General features: G+C 59.5%; 19 protein-coding genes and 1 tRNA gene. 13 read left to right on the top strand and 7 right to left on the bottom strand.

Going from position 1 to position 16,813, the window contains the following annotated elements; translation table 11 throughout:
• Window positions 1-122 precede the first annotated feature (122 nt).
• Both BSP75_RS08115 and BSP75_RS21515 read right to left on the bottom strand, forming a co-directional pair.
• Window positions 123-2,075, bottom strand: coding sequence for an EAL domain-containing protein (locus BSP75_RS08115; protein WP_075112858.1), 1,953 nt, complete (start codon window positions 2,073-2,075; stop codon window positions 123-125).
• Window positions 2,076-2,439: 364 nt separating this feature from the next.
• The gene (locus tag BSP75_RS21515) at window positions 2,440-2,844 is read right to left on the bottom strand and encodes a hypothetical protein (protein WP_148140658.1); all 405 of its coding nucleotides are present in this window, start codon (window positions 2,842-2,844) and stop codon (window positions 2,440-2,442) included.
• A 77-nt stretch (window positions 2,845-2,921) separates the two neighbouring features.
• Here BSP75_RS21515 and BSP75_RS08110 point away from each other — a divergent pair, with 77 nt between their 5' ends.
• The 3 genes from BSP75_RS08110 to BSP75_RS08100 are packed head-to-tail and all read left to right on the top strand — an operon-like array spanning window position 2,922 to window position 5,377.
• Window positions 2,922-3,860 (top strand): LysR family transcriptional regulator, encoded by a 939-nt coding sequence (locus BSP75_RS08110; RefSeq protein ID WP_075112857.1) that lies wholly within the window; start codon window positions 2,922-2,924, stop codon window positions 3,858-3,860.
• A 54-nt stretch (window positions 3,861-3,914) separates the two neighbouring features.
• Window positions 3,915-4,937 carry a response regulator gene (locus BSP75_RS08105; RefSeq protein ID WP_075112856.1) on the top strand — a complete coding sequence of 341 codons (1,023 nt, stop codon included), beginning with the start codon at window positions 3,915-3,917 and terminating at the stop codon, window positions 4,935-4,937.
• Between the two features lie 8 nt (window positions 4,938-4,945).
• Complete coding sequence (locus BSP75_RS08100) at window positions 4,946-5,377, top strand: PAS domain-containing protein (protein ID WP_075112855.1); 432 nt, start codon at window positions 4,946-4,948, stop codon at window positions 5,375-5,377.
• Between the two features lie 98 nt (window positions 5,378-5,475).
• Here BSP75_RS08100 and ltaE read toward each other — a convergent pair whose 3' ends face one another.
• From ltaE to BSP75_RS08085, 3 genes are all read right to left on the bottom strand, one after another.
• The gene (ltaE, locus tag BSP75_RS08095; RefSeq protein WP_075112854.1) at window positions 5,476-6,495 is read right to left on the bottom strand and encodes a low-specificity L-threonine aldolase; all 1,020 of its coding nucleotides are present in this window, start codon (window positions 6,493-6,495) and stop codon (window positions 5,476-5,478) included.
• Between the two features lie 112 nt (window positions 6,496-6,607).
• Window positions 6,608-7,309 carry an SDR family oxidoreductase gene (locus BSP75_RS08090; RefSeq protein ID WP_075112853.1) on the bottom strand — a complete coding sequence of 234 codons (702 nt, stop codon included), beginning with the start codon at window positions 7,307-7,309 and terminating at the stop codon, window positions 6,608-6,610.
• Window positions 7,310-7,396: 87 nt separating this feature from the next.
• Window positions 7,397-7,804, bottom strand: coding sequence for a transcriptional regulator (locus BSP75_RS08085; RefSeq protein ID WP_075112852.1), 408 nt, complete (start codon window positions 7,802-7,804; stop codon window positions 7,397-7,399).
• Between the two features lie 144 nt (window positions 7,805-7,948).
• Here BSP75_RS08085 and BSP75_RS08080 point away from each other — a divergent pair, with 144 nt between their 5' ends.
• Entirely contained in the window at window positions 7,949-8,848 is a 900-nt protein-coding gene (locus BSP75_RS08080) for an aldo/keto reductase family oxidoreductase (protein WP_075112851.1), read from the top strand.
• A gap of 70 nt (window positions 8,849-8,918) precedes the next feature.
• On the opposite strand, the gene BSP75_RS08075 is transcribed toward BSP75_RS08080, so the two are convergent.
• Window positions 8,919-9,200, bottom strand: coding sequence for an RNA-binding protein (locus BSP75_RS08075; RefSeq protein WP_005337180.1), 282 nt, complete (start codon window positions 9,198-9,200; stop codon window positions 8,919-8,921).
• A 216-nt stretch (window positions 9,201-9,416) separates the two neighbouring features.
• Window positions 9,417-9,959 (bottom strand): hypothetical protein, encoded by a 543-nt coding sequence (locus BSP75_RS08070; RefSeq protein WP_075112850.1) that lies wholly within the window; start codon window positions 9,957-9,959, stop codon window positions 9,417-9,419.
• A 106-nt stretch (window positions 9,960-10,065) separates the two neighbouring features.
• On the opposite strand from BSP75_RS08070, the gene BSP75_RS08065 reads away from it, so the two are divergent.
• The 9 genes from BSP75_RS08065 (at window position 10,066) to BSP75_RS08025 (ending at window position 16,369) form a co-directional block, all read left to right on the top strand.
• Window positions 10,066-10,836, top strand: coding sequence for an amino acid ABC transporter ATP-binding protein (locus BSP75_RS08065; protein ID WP_075112849.1), 771 nt, complete (start codon window positions 10,066-10,068; stop codon window positions 10,834-10,836).
• Window positions 10,829-11,626: an amino acid ABC transporter permease gene (locus tag BSP75_RS08060; RefSeq protein ID WP_075112848.1), complete on the top strand. Its 798-nt coding sequence runs from the start codon at window positions 10,829-10,831 to the stop codon at window positions 11,624-11,626. Before BSP75_RS08065 ends, BSP75_RS08060 begins: the two co-directional genes overlap by 8 nt.
• 2 nt (window positions 11,627-11,628) lie before the next feature.
• Complete coding sequence (locus tag BSP75_RS08055; RefSeq protein ID WP_075112847.1) at window positions 11,629-12,456, top strand: transporter substrate-binding domain-containing protein; 828 nt, start codon at window positions 11,629-11,631, stop codon at window positions 12,454-12,456.
• Window positions 12,456-13,337 carry an amino acid ABC transporter permease gene (locus BSP75_RS08050; protein WP_075112846.1) on the top strand — a complete coding sequence of 294 codons (882 nt, stop codon included), beginning with the start codon at window positions 12,456-12,458 and terminating at the stop codon, window positions 13,335-13,337. Before BSP75_RS08055 ends, BSP75_RS08050 begins: the two co-directional genes overlap by 1 nt.
• On the top strand, window positions 13,331-14,068 hold the full coding sequence (gene mepA, locus BSP75_RS08045; protein ID WP_075112845.1) for a penicillin-insensitive murein endopeptidase: 738 nt from the start codon (window positions 13,331-13,333) through the stop codon (window positions 14,066-14,068). The genes BSP75_RS08050 and mepA overlap by 7 nt, the downstream gene beginning before the upstream one ends.
• An 85-nt stretch (window positions 14,069-14,153) precedes the next feature.
• A complete protein-coding gene (locus BSP75_RS08040; protein ID WP_075112844.1) occupies window positions 14,154-14,744 on the top strand; it encodes a LemA family protein in 591 nt (196 codons plus the stop codon).
• A complete protein-coding gene (locus tag BSP75_RS08035; protein WP_075112843.1) occupies window positions 14,741-15,466 on the top strand; it encodes a TPM domain-containing protein in 726 nt (241 codons plus the stop codon). The genes BSP75_RS08040 and BSP75_RS08035 overlap by 4 nt, the downstream gene beginning before the upstream one ends.
• A 20-nt stretch (window positions 15,467-15,486) precedes the next feature.
• Complete coding sequence (locus BSP75_RS08030) at window positions 15,487-16,104, top strand: TPM domain-containing protein (protein WP_075112842.1); 618 nt, start codon at window positions 15,487-15,489, stop codon at window positions 16,102-16,104.
• A gap of 177 nt (window positions 16,105-16,281) precedes the next feature.
• Window positions 16,282-16,369, top strand: a tRNA-Ser gene (locus BSP75_RS08025).
• The last annotated feature ends 444 nt before the right edge of the window (window positions 16,370-16,813 follow it).

The following is a 16,813-nucleotide window of genomic DNA, read 5'->3' as shown; positions in this document are numbered from 1 at the left end:
AGAAATGAGCTCGCATGCTAACAATTCCTGCCAATCCGTCTCATGACGGGCCGCAAAAAGATGATTAATATTGATTAAATACGGCGGGATAAAATCCCAAATTGTGGCCTAACGCACACTTGTTACTCTGCCATTACAGCATTAAGTAGTGGATAACGCCCAACCTGACACTCCACCACGAAGCCGCTCGCCTCGACTTGCGCCACCGTCAGCGGCTTGCTGAACAGATACCCCTGGAACACATGGCACCCCTGGGTCTGCAGGGCTGCCAGCTCGTGAGGCTCCTCCACCCCTTCCGCCATAATCCCCAACCCCAAATTGGTGGCCATGGCCGCAGTCGCCCGGATCACCGGCAAGTTGAGACCGACCACGAAGGATCGATCCAGCTTGATATTGTTGATCGGCAAGCGGTTGAGGTAGGCCAGCGAGGAGTAGCCGGTGCCGAAATCGTCGATGGCAATCTTGATCCCCTGCTCGCTCAAATCATCGAGGATGCCGAGGCACCCCTTCATATCCAGCATCAGCACGGTTTCGGTCAGCTCCAGTGTCAACAGGGAGGCATCCACCCCGTGCAGCTCCAGCTGCTGGCGAACTTGCCCGGGCAGCGCCGACGAGAGCTGGAAACCGGAGAGGTTGACGGAAACCGGCACCCGCTGCTGGAAACGCTTCTGCCAGCTTGCCATCTGGGCCAACGCGGTGGAGAGCACCCAACTGCCGATCTCGCGGATCAGCCCCATCTCTTCGGCCAGCGGGATAAACTCCACCGGCGAGACATGGCCCAGCACCGGGTTGTACCAGCGCAACAGCGCCTCGTAACCGATCAGGCGCTTTTTGGCGGCATCGACCTGTGGCTGGTAACAGAGACTCAGCTCCTGACGACCGATGGCCTTGGCCAGAAACTGCTTGAGGTTGAGCTTGCGCTGCAGGGTCTGCTGCATGCTGGGGGTGAAACGCTGCCAGCGCAGCCGCCCCATCTGTTTGGCCTGATACATCGCCATGTCGGCACGGGTGATGAGGTTGTCCCCGTCATCGGCATCATCGGGATAGATGGCAATGCCGATACTGCCGCCAATGGTCACCTCCGGCAGCCCGCTCAGTTGCAGCGGTTTGGTCATCTGGGAGAGCATCTGATCGGCCACCTCTTGCGCCCGATCCCCCTGGTTGCCCAGCGGCACCAGCGCAGTGAACTCGTCGCCACCGAGGCGAGCCAGCTCCACATCCCGCGGGCAAATCTGCTTGAGGCGACCGGCAACGCGCTCCAGCAGGCGATCTCCCGCCTTGTGGCCGTAGTTGTCGTTGACCAGCTTGAAGTTGTCCAGATCCATGAACACCAGCGCGAAACGCTCACCCAGACCGCAATAGGCCTCGAGGGATTTCATCAAACCATAACGGTTGAGCAGGCCAGTCAGGGAGTCGTGCCAGGCGAGGTGGCGATGCTCCAGCTCCTCGAGTTTGCGGTCGGTGATATCGCGCATGGTGAGCAGAATGCGGGCACCCTGCTGGATATAGCGGAACTGATACTGGAACCAGCGCATCCCTTTGAGGGTGCGGCACTCTCCCTCGGTCACCACCTCATCGAGGCGGGAGAGCTTCTGGTAAAAGCTGTCGTCATTACCGGAGAAGACCTGGGAGAGCCGGGCAACCTGTTGACCGAAACAGATCTCGAAGTGGTAGTTACCGCTCTCGAAATTGCCCTTGCTATCAAACAGGCTGGCCAGGGTATCGCCGCTCGCCAGAGATGACTCCTGATAGAGGGCATCGGAGTCGAGCACCGCCTCGGTCATCATCATCAGACGACCAGCCAGCTGAATGCCGGAGAGGCGCAGATAGATCTGCTTCTTGACCCCCTTCGGGGAGAGGGTCCACCACTCGTTGTAACTGCGCCCCTGCTGGAAATCCCCCAGATAGCGCTGCAACAGCAGATCGATGGCGGTCGCCATATCGGCAGAAAAGTCGCGAGCGCAGAGCTCGTCGAGTGAGGTCGCCTCCCACACCGGGAGCGCGGCGCTGTTTGCCCAGAAAATACGATGATGCTCGATGTCATAGACCCAGATCGGGGTATGCAGAACATCCATCGTCTTCAGTAACCGTTCGTCAAGCGTATTCATCTGGTCAAGGTCATTCATGCGGGATGGTCACTGGTTAAAAACAGATCTAGCAAACCGCTAGATGGAGAATGCAAGGTGCGAACACCTCCCGGCCATCATCTTTTTTAACATGGCCAAGAGCAGACAACACTATTTCAGACATGAGCAACAGGGGGAGCATATCCTGAAATACAGAAACGGACTCAGCCAAACAACCTGTTAATCAGAACAAATCACACTGTCGATTTTTATCTTTTTTCCCCAGTAAAAACAAGTACTAAGAGCTACCCACTCGAGACCTTGAAACACAAATTCATTATTCGCTGCAACAACACAACTATTAACAATTAAATCAACGACAGAAATAGTCGTCATTCATTGCCACAAAGCTTTCATTAATTAACCAAGTGGGTGGGTAAACAGCCAAAAAACCACCAAGATGGACAAAAATAGTGCGCCCGGGAGGAACAGATATATCCAGGATGGTTTTTTCCATGGTCGGTATGCAAAAACCGAATATATGACCTTGGTCACATTCTTCAAAAAGGAGAAACAGCTCGGTGAGGCAGATCTGGCTGACTTTTGCCCCCTCCTCACCCTCAGATTCGCCCCGTGACCACTGCGTTTGGCCGCCTTGAACGGTGTCGCTGACCGGGACGGGTTGACGCGCGCATAGTGATGAGCGCAAGCGAGCAGGTAGCAGGAGTGTGAACGAAGAGTCGAAAACTGGTATCAGCAGAAATCGAATCCAGATCAATTAAACGCTGAATTACCCTTGCCAACCCGGAACGCTCTTTTTATGGTTGCCCCCTTGTTACACCCAGAACAGCGTTTATGAAGCACATCGAAGAGTTCTACCTGTTCGTCAAGGTGGTGCAAGAGGGAGGATTCTCCCACGCTGCCGCCGCACTGGGCATGCCAACAGGCACCATCAGTCGACGCATTTCCCAGCTGGAAGAGCAACTGGGTTGCTCCCTGCTACATCGCTCTACCCGCAAGCTCCGCCTTACCGATGAGGGGCTCAGATACTATGAGCGCCTCTGCACGCCGCTAGCCCAAATCGAACAGGCCACCAGCGAGATCCAGGGTAAAGAGGCCGATATCACCGGGCTTATCCGGGTAGCGGCGCCGATCGCGCTCTCCAACACCATCCTCATCGATATGCTGGCCGAATTCGGACTACACTATCCCGAGGTGCAGTTCGACATCACCCAGACCAATGATCACCAGCACCTGTTCGACAATGATCGGGATCTGGTCTTTTTCAACGGTGAGCTGCCCCAATCCCTGCCCAATGCGATCTGTCTCGGTCATATCGAGTACGGCCTGTTTGCCTCGCCGCTCTATCTGACCAAGAAGGGGACCCCGTCTCACCCCAACCAGCTGGAAGATCACGATCTCATCTACTGCTGGCCGCACCAGCATTGGCAGCTGACCGACAAGGATGGCCAGAGCGTCTGCGTCAAACGCAGCGCCAAGCTGACCGTCAACCAGACCCAGGCCGCGGTGCGCGCAGCCCGGCGCCATCTGGGGATCGTCAACGCCCCCTTGCACTATCTGAACAACTTCCTTCATGACGAGCAGTTGGTGCCGGTATTGACCGACTGGCAAACCGGCAATCGCCCCTTCTACATGTTGTGTTGCCAACACCAGTTTGCGCCGTTGCGTGTTAAGATGTTCGTTGAATTTGTTGAAAAATACTCAGCGCGCTATCGCAACCGGCAATGGGACAACCAATTTTCACAAGGTGACACCCTCACTCATTGCATCTGACCGTTAGCGGGCCACACTTATAGCAACCCTTGCCAACAGAGCCTGCCTAACGCCATGAATGTATTGATATGTGATGACTCCGGGTTCGCCCGCAAACAGCTGGCACGGGCACTCCCGGCCGACTGGAAAGTCGATTTGCACTACGCAGCCAATGGTCTCGAAGGGATCGAACAGGTGCTGATGGGTCATGGCGATCTCATCTTCCTCGATCTGACCATGCCGGAGATGGACGGTTACGGCGTGCTGGAGACCCTCCAGCGGGAGGGGCTGCGTAGCAAGGTATTCGTGGTCTCCGGCGACATCCAGCCGGAAGCCTATCAGCGGGTCATGGGGCTGGGGGCGCTCGATTTCATCAAGAAACCCGCCGCCCCCGATACTCTGCTCGCCCTGCTCAAACAAAACGGCTTCTGGAGTGCCGCCCCGAGCGGTTTGCCAAGCGCCACCGAGCCGTTGCCCAGCGGCGTGATAGCCGATGCGGGCGTCAAGATCACCCCCGAAATCCGCGATGTCTATCAGGAGCTGGCCAACGTCTCCATGGGTCAGGCGGCCGACTTGCTGGCCCGTCTGCTCAACGCCTTCGTGGTGCTGCCCATCCCCAACGTCAACGTGCTGGAAGTCTCCGAGCTGCACATGGCCCTCTCGGCGGCCGCGGATTCGGATACCCTCTCCGCCGTCTGTCAGGGCTTTATCGGGGCGGGGATCGCCGGCGAAGCGCTGATCCTGTTCCATGACTCCAGCTTCAAGGATTTGGCCAAGCTGATGAACCATCAGGGGACGCTGGATCGCACCGCCGAACTGGAGCTGCTGATGGATACCGCCAACGTGCTGATCGGCGCCTTCCTGCGTGGCTACGCCAACCAGCTCGATACCCCCTTCAGTCAGGGCCACCCGGTGGTGCTCGGCCAGCACAGACCCATCAACGAGCTGATCAACACCAACAAGAGTCGCTGGCGCCGCACGCTCGCCATCGAGATCAACTACCGGATCCAGGATTACGCGGTGCAGTGTGATCTGCTGCTGCTGTTTACCGAAGATTCCATCGCCACCATGAACAACAAAATCATGCACATGCTCTAGGAGTGACTATGGAAATCCGTGAATTTCATTGGCTGATGAACATAGTCCAGAACCTGGACGTAGGCCTGGTGGTGCTCGACAAGGAGTATAAGGTTCAGGTGTGGAACGGCTTTATGGAGAGCCACAGCGGCCGACTGGCCGGTGAAGTGCGCGACGGCGTACTGTTCGAGCTGTTCCCCGATGTGGACAGAGCCTGGTTCGAGCGCAAAGCCAACATGGTCTTCAAGCTCAACAACCGCGCCTTCAGCACCTGGGAGCAGAAGCCCTACCTGCTGCGTTTCTCCAACTATCGCCCCATTACCGGCTCGGCCCCCCACATGTTCCAGAACCTGACGCTGGTTCCACTGGCCGATTTCGGCGGTCAGGTGACCCATATCGCGGTGATGATCTACGACGCCACCGATGAGGCCATGCTGATGAGCGGTCAGCGGCAGGTTTAAGCCTGCTGTAAACAACCCAAAAACAGAGGGCGCCGCGGCGCCCTCTGTTGTTTCGGTATCAACAAGTATCGGGATAACGGCTACCTCACCAAGCCGTCTCAACGCGCCCCGAGATACTCGGTGAAGGCGTCGATCACCTCTTCGATATCGTCATCGTTGATCTGCAGATGAGTCACCAGCCGCAGTTCGCCGTAACCGGAGAAGAGGATCCCCCGCTCCTTCATAAAAGCGAGCAGAGGGGCTGATTCCCCCTCACTCAGCCGCAGGAACACCATGTTGCTCTGCACCAGCGAGAGGTCGAGCTCGATACCCGGCAGTGCCGCCAGCCCTTCGGCCAACCGTTTGGCACGACGGTGATCATCGGCCAAGCGGGCCACATGCTGCTCGAGGGCAAACAGGCCCGCTTGCGCCAGAATGCCGGCCTGGCGCATACCACCCCCCAGCATCTTGCGCAGGCGGCGCGCACGGGCGATGAAGTCGTGACTGCCCACCAGCAGCGAGCCAACCGGTGCACCCAGCCCCTTGGAGAGGCAGATCGAGATGCTGTCAAACGGCGCGGCGATCACCGCGGCCGCTGTCTCGCTGGCTACGGCGGCGTTAAACAGCCGGGCACCATCGAGATGAAGCTTCAAGCCGCGTTCGGCAACGAATGCCCCCATCTCCTGCAGATAGGAGAGCGGCAGCACCTTGCCATTGTGGGTGTTCTCAAGGCAGATCAGGCGAGTCTGGACGAAGTGGGCATCATCAGGCGCCAGCGCCGCCTTGATATCATCGAAGGCCAGCGTGCCGTCACGCTGCATCGGCAAGGGTTGCAGGGCCACGGAGCCCAGCACGGCACTCCCCTGCGCTTCGTAACGATATATGTGAGCGGCGGATCCCAGTATGGCCCCTTCACCGCGCTGACAGTGGCTCATCACCGCCAGCAGGTTGGACATGGTGCCGGACGGCACAAACAGCGCCGCCTGTTTGCCCAGCAATCTGGCCCCATGGGCCTCCAGCGCGTTGACGCCCGGATCTTCACCATAGACATCGTCACCGACTTCGGCGTGGAGCATGGCCTGACGCATGGCATCAGTAGGCTGGGTGACGGTGTCACTTCGTAAATCGATATAGCGCATGAGATCCCTCCTGAAACAGGAGAGTGACGTTAGCCATGCGCCCCTCGCTTGGCAAGGGGCGCATGAGCAGAATGTGAAGCGAATGGGCGTCTGGCGAAGCCGTTAGCGAGATTTACCAGGGCAGCGGCTGACCGTTGAGATCCACTAGCTGGCCCGATTGAGTCAACGATAACCCCTTGATGAGATTGAGCAGTTTCACCGCCACCTCGGCAGGATCCTGCAATTGCTCCGCAGGCAACTCGCTCAGAAAGGGGGTATTCATCGGGGAGTCCATCAAGCCGGGCGCCACCGCCACCACCCCCGCTTGCGGGAAACGTTGCGCCCACTCGAGGGCCAGGGTTTTCACCCCCATGTCGAGGGCCGCCTTGCTCATCCGGTAGCTGTAACGTCCCCCCTCCTGATTTGCGGTGATGGAGCCCGCCAGATCGGAGATGGCGCAGAGCCACAGCGGATGGTCATTGCCCATCAACCGGCTGAAACGGGCAGCCAGCGCCAGCGTTGGCCAGGCATTGGCCAGCAGACTGTCGCACAGCCACTTGGGGTGCACCTCTTCGACCCGCCGCTCCGGCATAAAGCTGACATCGTGCAACACGCCGATGGTGTTGATCACCACAGTGGGGAGCGGATCGGTGTCGTAGAGGGTAAACAGGGCATCGAACGAGATGGCGTCCACCTCTTGCAGCGGGAAGAAGGCCCCCATCTCGATCCCTTTTGGATAGGTGCGCCCGGCCAGCAGGAAGGATTCCCCCCTTGCCATCAGCTCTCTTGCCAGCGCCGAGCCCAGCGCACCGCTTCCGAGGATCAAGTAGCTCATCGCCCATTCCATGGAGAGTTATCTTGCTTAGAGCGTATCAGAATAATCAACCGGCCGTGACACGACCAAAGGGTAATATGCCCCTCATCACGCTTCCCCCAGATGGCGACCAAACTCCCGCGCCAGCGCTAAGTCGAGAAAACCGTCCGCTTTCTTGTGGGTGCGCAAAAACTGGTAATAGGCGAGCAGGGTGACCAGCGCCTCCTCATCGGGCAGCCCAACCCCGGGTTGCTGCTCGCCCAGCAGTTGCTGCGCCGCCGCCAGCGCCTCCCTGTCCACCACTTCCGCCTGACGGTAGAGATAACCGCAGCCGGTTGCCAGCCACTCCAGCGAGCAGTTGGCCCCCATGGCGATCTGGTTGGCCCGCACCAGGCCAGGCTCGGCCCCCTTCAAATATTTGCGGATCAGCGCTTCACTGAGCCCCACCTTGCGGGCAAAGGCGCTCACGCTCATCTCCCCGATCAGACTCTGCAAGCGCTCGGCAAATCCTTCCATCCAACTCTCCCTACTCTGCGGTCAGAACCAAAGTTCGAATCATGCCACTGCCCATGATTGCTTTGCCAGCCACATGGCGCCAAGATGCCCGCTGTCATCTATATTGCACATCGTTTTCGCATCGCGTTTTTCAAGGAGTCAACCATGTCTGTATCCCGTGTCGCACTGCATCCGCAAGGCCCCACCTTCTCTCGCCTCATCATGGGTTACTGGCGCCTGATGGAGTGGCAGCTATCCCCGGCGGCCCTGCTCAGTCTGATGAAATATCATCTGGATCTGGGGGTCACCACCATCGATCACGCCGATATCTATGGCGGCTATCAGTGCGAAGAGGCCTTTGGCCACGCCCTGCGCCTTGAGCCCTCACTGCGCGATCGAATGGAGATCGTCAGCAAATGCGGCATCGCCCTCACCGCCAAGCCGGAGCATGCCCTCAACCACTACAACACCGGCAAGGGTCATATCATCGCCAGCGCCGAGGCCTCGCTGCGCAAACTCGGCACCGACCATCTGGACTTGCTGCTGATCCACCGCCCGGATCCCCTGATGAACGCCGATGAAGTGGCCGACGCCTTTATCACCCTGAAACAGGCGGGCAAGATCAAACACGCCGGGGTATCCAACTTCACCGCTCGTCAGTTCGAACTGCTGCAATCGCGCCTTCCCTTCCCGCTGGTCACCAACCAGCTGGAGATCTCACCGCTCCATCAGGAAGGGACCCTTGATGGCACCCTGGATCAGTGCCAGCAGCTTGGTATCAAGCCGATGGCCTGGTCATGTCTCGGCGGCGGCCGACTGTTCAGCGATGACGCCTATGCCCCGCTGCGTGCCGAGCTGGAGCAGATCCGCCAGGAAGTCGGTGCCCAGACTATCGAGCAGGTGGTCTACGCCTGGGTGATGATGCTGCCAAGCCAGCCGCTGCCATTGATTGGCTCCGGCAAGCGGGAGCGGATTGCTGCCGCCGTGGCTGCCGAATCCATCGCCCTCAATCGCCAGCAGTGGTTCCGCATCCGCAAAGCGGCGCTCGGCTACGACGTCCCCTGATCACAGCAAAACGTCCAGAAACAAAAACGGCATGGGGGAAACCCATGCCGTTTTTCATTGCCGAGGCACCTTAGCGGTGGCGCTGTTGCGGGCGACCACGAGGAGCATCTGTCTTCGGTTTGGCCTGGTTGACGGTGATGGTACGGCCACCGACTTCAGTGCCATGCAGACCGGCGATGGCCTTTTCGGCATCACCATTGACCGGCATTTCAATAAAACCAAACCCCTTTGACTGGCCGGTATCGCGGTCGATGATGATATCAACCTTGTCGACCTGTCCAAACTGGCTGAACAGGGTTTTCAGTTCGTCGGCCGTCATCCGGTACGACAGATTTCCTACGTAAATCTTCATGCCATCCACTCTCGATTCAAGGTGCCTTCTCTATGCAATTCCCAGCATAACGGTAAGGGCACAACCCCTATGCCGGACCTGCCATGGCTTCATGCCGTGGCCTTCTCCACACTGTCGTCAAGTGATTGATCTCTTGGGTGAACAGTGCAGACAAGATCAATTCGAGTCACTGGCAGTATCTGAGCTTTGCCGGGAATTGTCGAGAAAATAGTCGATTCAGGCCGCTTGCAGATCTGACAACCGTTGCGCCAGCATCCGGCGACCGTGCCAGGCCCGTTTAAAGCCGAAGCGATAGACCGACGGGCTCACCAGATGCAACTCCCCCGCCTTGAGATCCAGCAAGGCCATGGCCGCCGCCAGCTCCTCTTCACTCAGTTGCAGATCGAGGCTGAAGTCGAGCCACTGACCGTCATGGCCCACTCGCCGCTCCCGCTCAAGCGCTACCAGCTGACTGCGCGGCAGCGCCAGCGCTTCATCCTTGTTGCCATTGAGCAGATAGATATGCTGTTCATCCCAGCCCAACTCCGCAAGCCGCCAGGGCTGCCAGCTGCGGGGCAGCGACACCATGATCCCGGTGATGCCACCAAAGACCACGCCCACCCAGTTGAGCAGCGCCATGGCGCCCCAGCCATCCCACAAGGAGGCTGCCACCACGCCCCAACTCACCAGCAACAGCAGAAAAATGACGCAGCGATAGCGAACCGCTGGCGGCATCAACAGCTGCACCTGCGAATCGGCAAGCAAGGATGTAATACGCATGAAAAGCTCCTGTCATCACGAAATGGCGCCATTGTGAATAGCCATCAGGATGCTGACAAGGGAGTTTTCTTTGTCATCCCCCTATAAAATCAATACCATGGCGTAAATGATTCTCAGTGGAACCCGCGTCTTGACCAGCTCGCAACCCTGTGTGCGCTTTTGTGGCGTCGACAAATTCTATGGCGACTTTCAGGCTCTTCATCACATCGATCTCACCATTGAACGGGGAGAGAAGTGGGTCATCTGTGGCCCGTCAGGCTCGGGGAAATCGACGCTGATCCGCACAATCAACGGGCTGGAGGGGATCGACGGCGGCCAGCTGTTCCTGTTTGGCGAGCCGGTGACCCCCGCCTACCTGCGCCTCCTGCAAGGTCGGGTCGGCATGGTGTTTCAGCAGTTCAACCTCTTCCCCCATATGACGGTGCTGGAAAACCTGATGGTGGCGCCGGTGCATACCCTGGGGTTGCACCCTCAGGAGGCCAAAGCCCGGGCGCTCGGACTGCTCGAGCGGGTGCGCATTCAGGCGCAGGCCGACAAGTACCCCCACCAGCTCTCCGGCGGCCAGCAGCAGCGGGTCGCCATCGCCCGCTCCCTCTGCATGCAACCCGAACTGATGCTGTTTGACGAGCCCACCTCCGCCCTCGACCCCGAGATGATCCGCGAAGTGCTCGATGTGATCCGCGAGCTGGCTGACGAGGGAATGACCCTTATCTGCGTCACCCACGAGATGGGTTTTGCCCGTCAGGTGGCAGATCGGGTGCTCTTTATGGACGAAGGCAAGATCATCGAATCGGCCCCGCCCGCCCAGCTGTTCAGCGCCCCCCGGCACCCGCGTACCCAAGCTTTCCTCGAACAGGTACTCAGCTATCATGGCTAGGCTCAAACGCCCCCGACTGCTCGGCTGGCTGTCAGGCATCACAGTGTTGTCTCTGTTGCTCGGTTGGACGCTCTACAGCGGCGCTCGCCAGATGGGTTATGAGTGGCAATGGCATCGCATATTGCCCTTTCTCGGCGAGTGGGATGAGGGAACCTTTTATGCGGGCCCCCTGCTAAACGGCCTGCTGGTCACCCTGCAGGTGGCACTGCTCAGTCTGCTGGGCACTCTGGCAATCGGGGTGTGCGTGGTCAGCCTGCGGCTGCTCCCCTCCCGGCTCGGCCCCTGGCTCGCCATCGCCTATCTGGCGCTGGTGCGCACCACGCCCCAGCTGGTGCAGCTCTATATTCTCTATTTCTTGCTGGGCCCCATGCTGGGATTAGCCCCCCTTGCCTGCGCCGTGTTGAGCCTCTCCCTCTATCAGGGGGCCTTCACCGCCGAGGTGTTGCGCGCAGGAATCCAGGCCATTCCCAAAGGGCAGTGGGAGGCGGCCCGCTCGCTTGGCTTGTCGCGAGCCATCACCCTGAGAAAGGTGATCCTGCCGCAGTTGGTGCGCATCACCTTGCCGCCGCTCACCAACGAACTGGTGTCGCTTATCAAACATTCGGCGCTGGTGAGTGTGATCGCCATCTTCGATCTGACCAACGAAGGGCGTACTCTGGTTGCCGATACGTTTCTGACCTTTGAGGTGTGGTTCACCGTAGCCACCCTCTATTTGCTGTTAACCCTGACGCTGTCAGCCTGTTCACGGGCGCTGGCCCGTCATCTGGATCCGGATCAACAAGGACGCTAACCATGAATTTATCGTTCAAAACCGCCCTGTCGGGCGCAGCCATGCTGTTTACTACCCTGTTTGCCCTTGCGCAATTTGCCCAGGCAGAAGAGCCATCATCCACCCAGGCGCAGATCGAGCAGAGCGGTACCCTGCGGGTCGGCATGTCCACCTTCGCCCCTTGGGCGATGCGCGACAAGCAGGGCGCCCTGATCGGTTTCGAGATTGACGTGGCCCGTCGCCTCGCCACCGACAACGGCTGGCAGGTGGAGTTCGTCCCCACCGCCTGGGATGGCATCATCCCCTCCCTGCTGGCGAAAAAATATGACGTCATCATCGGCGGCCTCACCATCACCCCCGAGCGGGAGAAGAGCGTGCGTTTCACCCAGGCCTACTCCCACTCGGGGGTGCAGCTGGCCGCCGCCAGCACCATGGCCAAAGAGAAGAAAACCGTGGCGGACTTCAACCAGCGCGGAGTGATCCTGGCGGTACGTCGTGGCGCTTCGCCGGTACAGGTGGCCAAAGCGCACTTCCCCAAGGCCACCCTGCGCCAGTTTGATGACGAGTCACAGGTGTTTCAGGAGGTGCTGAACGGCCGCGCCCACGGCGCCCTCTCCTCCTCACCCAAACCGGAGCAGGAAGCGCTGCGCCACCCGGATGCCCTCTTTATGCCGTTTGCCAAACCGCTGGCAGAGGGGAGTGAAGGGTTTGCCCTGCGCAAGGGGGATGATGCCCTGGCTGAACAGTTCAACGAGTGGATCGCCGCCCGTCAGGCCGATGGCTGGCTCAAAGCGCGCCATGACTACTGGTTCAAGTCGCTGGCGTGGGAAGCGCAGGTCGCCAACCCCTGATGCTGATTGCCCTCAAACAGACCGTCCGGCGCATCAACTGGCTGGATGGGGTGATCGCCCTGCTCCTGCTGCTGGCTGGTCTCTGGCTGGTCAGCCGCTTGCACATCGGGGTGGCCTATCAGTGGCGCTGGCATGAAGCCTTCGACCTGCTGTTCACCCCCGGCCCTCACGGCGAGTTACCCTACTTTTTCAGCGGTCTGCTCACCACCTTGCGCATCGCCCTACTCGGCATGGTGCTGGCGCTGCTGCTCGGCACTGCGCTGGGGGTAGCCGCCTTCAGCCGCCGCCCCTGGCTGGTGATGCCCGCGACCCTGTTTATCCAGCTGATCCGCAATCTGCCACCGCTGGTCTTTATCTTCATCTTCTACTTTTTTATCGCCAACCAGCTGCTGCCCGCGAGCGGCCTCTCCCGCTGGCTCGGCACCGTTTCGCTCTCCCCTTGGCAAGAGGCGCTGTTTGGCCCACCTGCCCGCTGGGAAAACCTCATCTCAGGCACCCTCTGCGTTGGCATGATCAGCGCCGCCTTCGTCGCCGAGATCGTCCGCGCCGGGCTGGCCGCCATCCCCCGTGGCCAGTGGGAGGCGGCGCAGAGCCTCGGGCTCTCCCCCTGGGTGCGGCTACGCCATGTGATCCTGCCGCAGGCCATGCTGCTGATGCTGCCCCCTCTCACCGGCCAGCTCATCGCGCTGGTGAAGGATACCGCCATCGTTTCCCTTATCTCGGTGCAGGAGCTCACCTTCGTCGGCACCGAGATGGCCAACTCCAGCGGGCTGGTCTACGAGATCTGGTTGCTGGTGGCTATCGCCTATTTATCGATATGTTTGAGTCTGTTCGTACTGCTGAGCCGACTCGAAGCAAGACAAGGAGCACGCAAATGCTGACGTCCCTGTTGCTGGCGACCGTATTGCAAGCGGAAGCCATCGGCGGTTATGCCGCCGGTTGCCTGAAAAACGGCGTATCCCTGCCCCTCGAAGGGCCGGGTTATCAGGTTATCCGCACCAAGCGGCTGCGCTACTACGGTCACCCCGACCTTATCCACTATCTGCAGGCGCTGGCCAACCAGACCCGCATGGCTGGCCTGCCGGATCTCTACATTGCCGATCTGGCGATGGCCCGTGGCGGCCCCTTTACCTCCGGTCATCGCAGCCACCAGACTGGCCTTGATGCCGATATCTGGTTTCGCATGGCTAACCGTCCCATCAGCAAGTGGGAACAGGATGCCCCCAAGGAGTGGGCGTTGATCGATGAGCCCCGCTACAAGATGCTGCCGGGGCGCTTTGGTACGCAGCAGCTCACCCTGCTGCGGCTGGCGGCCAGCAAACCCGAGGTAGCCCGCATCTTTGTCAATCCGGTGATCAAATCCGCGGTCTGCCAGCAGGCGGGTGATGAGCCCTGGGTCGCCAAGCTGCGCCCCTGGGTGGGCCACTTCAGCCACTTCCACGTTCGGCTGCGCTGCCCGGTGGGTAGCCACGATTGCGAGCCCCAGGCCCCCATTCCGCCCGGCAACGGCTGCGGAGAAGAGCTCACCTCCTGGCTCAAGGACAAGCCCCAGCTGCCCAAAGTCTCCGGTATCAACAAGCGACCTGAGCTACCTGCGCGTTGTGGCAACTGACCCCAAGCTGGTATGGTGATGCACTCTTGGTCGTGCACCATCCATGGCGCACTATCGACTCGAAATTTCAAAGGAGAACAACAAGATGGCCACATCACTCTGGCGCAGAACCACGCAGAGCCTGTTGACCCTGACCCTACTGCTCGGCCTGACCGGCTGCGGCATGAACAACATCCCGACCCTGGATGAGCAGGTCAAGGCGAGCTGGGGACAGGTGGAGAACCAGTATCAGCGCCGCGCCGATCTCATTCCCAATCTGGTAGCGACCGTCAAGGGCTACGCCAGCCATGAGCAGGAGACCCTCAAGGCGGTCACCGATGCCCGCGCCCGGGTCGGCAGCGTGCAGGTGAGCGATCCTGCCCAGCTCAAGGAGTTTGAAGCGGCGCAGAACCAGCTCTCCAGCGCCCTCTCCCGCCTGATGGTGGTGGTAGAACGCTACCCCGAGCTGAAAGCGGATCAGCAGTTCCTGACCCTGCAGGCCCAGCTGGAAGGGACCGAGAACCGCATTTCGGTTGCTCGCCGCGACTATATCGAGGCGGTGCGCCAGTTCAATACCGAGATCCGCACCTTCCCCGGCGTTATCTGGTCCAAATTGCTCTACTCGGATCTGGAGGCCAAACCCAGTTTCAGTGCCAAACCCGGTGCCGATGAGGCGCCCAAGGTCAGCTTCCAATGAAGATGATGTTGCGTGCACTGCTCCCTCTTCTGCTGCTCTGGACGGCAGCGCTGCAGGCCGCGCCAAACTTTCCGGCCCTGAGCGGACGGGTGGTGGACGAGGCGGCGCTGATGTCCCGCAAACAGGCCCATCAACTGACCCAACAGCTGGCCGCCTTTGAAAAACGCAGCGGTATCCAGCTGGTGGTGGTCTCCGTTGACAGCCTCGATGGGGAGACTATCGAGGAGTATGGCTACCAGCTCGGTCGCCACTGGGGGATCGGCCAGAAAGGCAAGAACAACGGTGTGCTGTTGCTGATCGCCCAGGATGAGCGCAGGGTGCGGATCGAGGTGGGATACGGGCTGGAGGGCGCCTTGCCCGACGCCATCGCCGCCAACATCATCCATGGCCGCATCCTGCCCGCCTTCAAGCGCGGCGATATGGTGGCCGGGATCATGGCGGGCAGCCAGAGCATCATGAAGGCACTCGCCGGGGAATATCAGCCGGTCGAGCAGCAGAAGGATGAGACATCCGGCGGCCCTTGGCTGTTTATTCTGGTGGTGATTGCGATGATCGTGCTCCACAACCTGCGTGGAGGTGGCGGCGGTGGGCCGGGAGGACGACGTCGGTCGGCCTACATGGCCGGTGGATTGGGTGCCGGCTCCTTTGGTGGTCGCTCCGGCGGCGGATTCAGCGGTGGCGGCGGCAGTTTTGGCGGCGGCGGAGCCTCCGGTGGCTGGTAACAGGAGTAAAGAGACAAATCATGATTTCTAAACAGTTCTTCCACACGCTTCAGGCCAAGGTGCGCGAAGCGGAGCTAGAGACTGATGCCGAACTGGTCACCGTGCTGGCACCAGCCAGCGATGGCTATCGCTACATACCCACCCTCTGGGCGGCGCTGCTGGCCATGCTCACCCCGCTGCTGGTGTTCCAGCTCGGTTTCTGGCTCGGCTGGTACGAGATCCTGCTGGTGCAGTGGTCGGTCTGGCTGTTGCTGAGCCTGCTGTTCCACTGGACCCCCATCAAGATGCGGCTGATCCCGAAGAAGGTTCGCCAACACAGGGCGGCGCTGATGGCCCGCCTGCAATTTGTCGAGCAGGGTCTGCACCGCACCCGCGACCGGCTCGGGGTGCTGATCTTCGTCTCCGCCGCCGAGCACTATGTCGAAATACTGGTGGATGACGGCATCGCCCAGCATATCGACAATGGCCAGTGGCAGGAGATCATTGATGACTTCGTGGCGCGAGTGCGCAACAAGGAGATCGAACAGGGTTTTCTGGAGTGCGTGGAGCGCGTCAGCGCCATTCTGACCGACGCCTTCCCGGCCACCCGGGATCAAAACGAGCTGCCGGACGGTCTGATCATCCTCGACAAGCCCTGATCCGGTTTAAAAAACCGGCATTCTGCACAAGGGTTAGGCATTCGGAAAAGATTATGAAAAATAAGGGGAAAAGAGGTTGACCCACACAGCCCTTTCCCCTAAATTACGCCCCGTTCCAGCGCAACAGCGCAGTGAACACCGTGTTGGCTGAACACGTTAAACCACAGACCAAAATTTGGTGAGGTGTCCGAGTGGCTGAAGGAGCACGCCTGGAAAGTGTGTATACGGCAACGTATCGAGGGTTCGAATCCCTCCCTCACCGCCAAATATAACCCGTTGAATTTCAACGGGTTTTTTTCATTTATAGACTTACGTGATTTTTTTCCTGGATCAACTGGGTGGAACAATCATCTATCTGAGTAAAAATACCTCTGGCACCTACTACACTCGTCTCCCGCTGCCTAAGTCATTACGTGGCCGTGGCTTGCCCTTTGCTATCCGTACTTCCCTTTGCACCAAAGATCGTCAGCTCGCCGTAGATCGAAATCTGGCTGTGGCAGCTCGAACTCGCGCACTTATCGCGGCTACCCTTGCCGATACTGCCCCCCGCAGTTTCTATCGCTGGATCCGCGCCGATCTTGACGCTTTCAACGCTGCGGGGAACATCCCTCCCCAGACACCTTCACACCTAAGGAAGGTGCGAACAAGTGGATCGCACCTTCACCACGAACTCTTTGTCCGCATTTGAAATGCCCATCACTCCAAAAAA

This window comes from Aeromonas sp. YN13HZO-058 (assembly GCF_001921245.1).
GTDB lineage: Bacteria > Pseudomonadota > Gammaproteobacteria > Enterobacterales > Aeromonadaceae > Aeromonas > Aeromonas allosaccharophila.
This window is presented reverse-complemented; position numbering and strand designations above follow the sequence as displayed.

Excerpts from the sequence above, each read along its gene's own strand:
- BSP75_RS08115 (WP_075112858.1), bottom strand. The coding sequence starts at position 2,075 with ATGGATGTTCTGCATACCCCGATCTGGGTCTATGACATCGAGCATCAT.
- BSP75_RS08110 (WP_075112857.1), top strand. The coding sequence starts at position 2,922 with ATGAAGCACATCGAAGAGTTCTACCTGTTCGTCAAGGTGGTGCAAGAG.
- BSP75_RS08105 (WP_075112856.1), top strand. The coding sequence starts at position 3,915 with ATGAATGTATTGATATGTGATGACTCCGGGTTCGCCCGCAAACAGCTG.
- BSP75_RS08100 (WP_075112855.1), top strand. The coding sequence starts at position 4,946 with ATGGAAATCCGTGAATTTCATTGGCTGATGAACATAGTCCAGAACCTG.
- ltaE (WP_075112854.1), bottom strand. The coding sequence starts at position 6,495 with ATGCGCTATATCGATTTACGAAGTGACACCGTCACCCAGCCTACTGAT.
- BSP75_RS08090 (WP_075112853.1), bottom strand. The coding sequence starts at position 7,309 with ATGAGCTACTTGATCCTCGGAAGCGGTGCGCTGGGCTCGGCGCTGGCA.
- BSP75_RS08085 (WP_075112852.1), bottom strand. The coding sequence starts at position 7,804 with ATGGAAGGATTTGCCGAGCGCTTGCAGAGTCTGATCGGGGAGATGAGC.
- BSP75_RS08080 (WP_075112851.1), top strand. The coding sequence starts at position 7,949 with ATGTCTGTATCCCGTGTCGCACTGCATCCGCAAGGCCCCACCTTCTCT.
- BSP75_RS08075 (WP_005337180.1), bottom strand. The coding sequence starts at position 9,200 with ATGAAGATTTACGTAGGAAATCTGTCGTACCGGATGACGGCCGACGAA.
- BSP75_RS08070 (WP_075112850.1), bottom strand. The coding sequence starts at position 9,959 with ATGCGTATTACATCCTTGCTTGCCGATTCGCAGGTGCAGCTGTTGATG.
- BSP75_RS08065 (WP_075112849.1), top strand. The coding sequence starts at position 10,066 with ATGATTCTCAGTGGAACCCGCGTCTTGACCAGCTCGCAACCCTGTGTG.
- BSP75_RS08060 (WP_075112848.1), top strand. The coding sequence starts at position 10,829 with ATGGCTAGGCTCAAACGCCCCCGACTGCTCGGCTGGCTGTCAGGCATC.
- BSP75_RS08055 (WP_075112847.1), top strand. The coding sequence starts at position 11,629 with ATGAATTTATCGTTCAAAACCGCCCTGTCGGGCGCAGCCATGCTGTTT.
- BSP75_RS08050 (WP_075112846.1), top strand. The coding sequence starts at position 12,456 with ATGCTGATTGCCCTCAAACAGACCGTCCGGCGCATCAACTGGCTGGAT.
- mepA (WP_075112845.1), top strand. The coding sequence starts at position 13,331 with ATGCTGACGTCCCTGTTGCTGGCGACCGTATTGCAAGCGGAAGCCATC.
- BSP75_RS08040 (WP_075112844.1), top strand. The coding sequence starts at position 14,154 with ATGGCCACATCACTCTGGCGCAGAACCACGCAGAGCCTGTTGACCCTG.
- BSP75_RS08035 (WP_075112843.1), top strand. The coding sequence starts at position 14,741 with ATGAAGATGATGTTGCGTGCACTGCTCCCTCTTCTGCTGCTCTGGACG.
- BSP75_RS08030 (WP_075112842.1), top strand. The coding sequence starts at position 15,487 with ATGATTTCTAAACAGTTCTTCCACACGCTTCAGGCCAAGGTGCGCGAA.